This window comes from Bacillus sp. SIMBA_074 (assembly GCF_046534555.1).
GTDB lineage: Bacteria > Bacillota > Bacilli > Bacillales > Bacillaceae_G > Bacillus_A > Bacillus_A mycoides.
The window spans coordinates 1-284 of the sequence record NZ_JAWRYM010000364.1 but is presented as its reverse complement, the minus strand read 5'-3'; the positions used below and the strand labels follow the sequence as shown (position 1 = coordinate 284).

At 44.7% G+C, this 284-nt stretch carries 1 protein-coding gene; it reads left to right on the top strand.

Translation table 11 applies throughout. The annotated features are described in order from the left end of the window. On the top strand, positions 1–284 hold a 284-nt coding region (locus SB773_RS31180), incomplete at both ends, for a phosphomethylpyrimidine synthase ThiC (RefSeq protein WP_410594144.1).

The window sequence follows — 284 nt, the reverse complement described above, 5'->3', positions numbered from 1 at the left end:
AGCTCCATTCTATACCTTAGGACCTTTAACAACGGATATAGCTCCTGGATACGATCATATTACTTCTGCGATTGGTGCTGCAATGATTGGATGGTTTGGAACTGCCATGCTATGTTATGTGACACCGAAAGAGCATTTGGGACTTCCGAATAAAGAGGATGTTCGAGTAGGGGTCATTACTTATAAAATTGCAGCCCACGCAGCTGACCTTGCAAAGGGCCATAAGGATGCACAAAAACGGGATGATGCCCTTTCGAAGGCTAGATTCGAATTTCGTTGGAGAG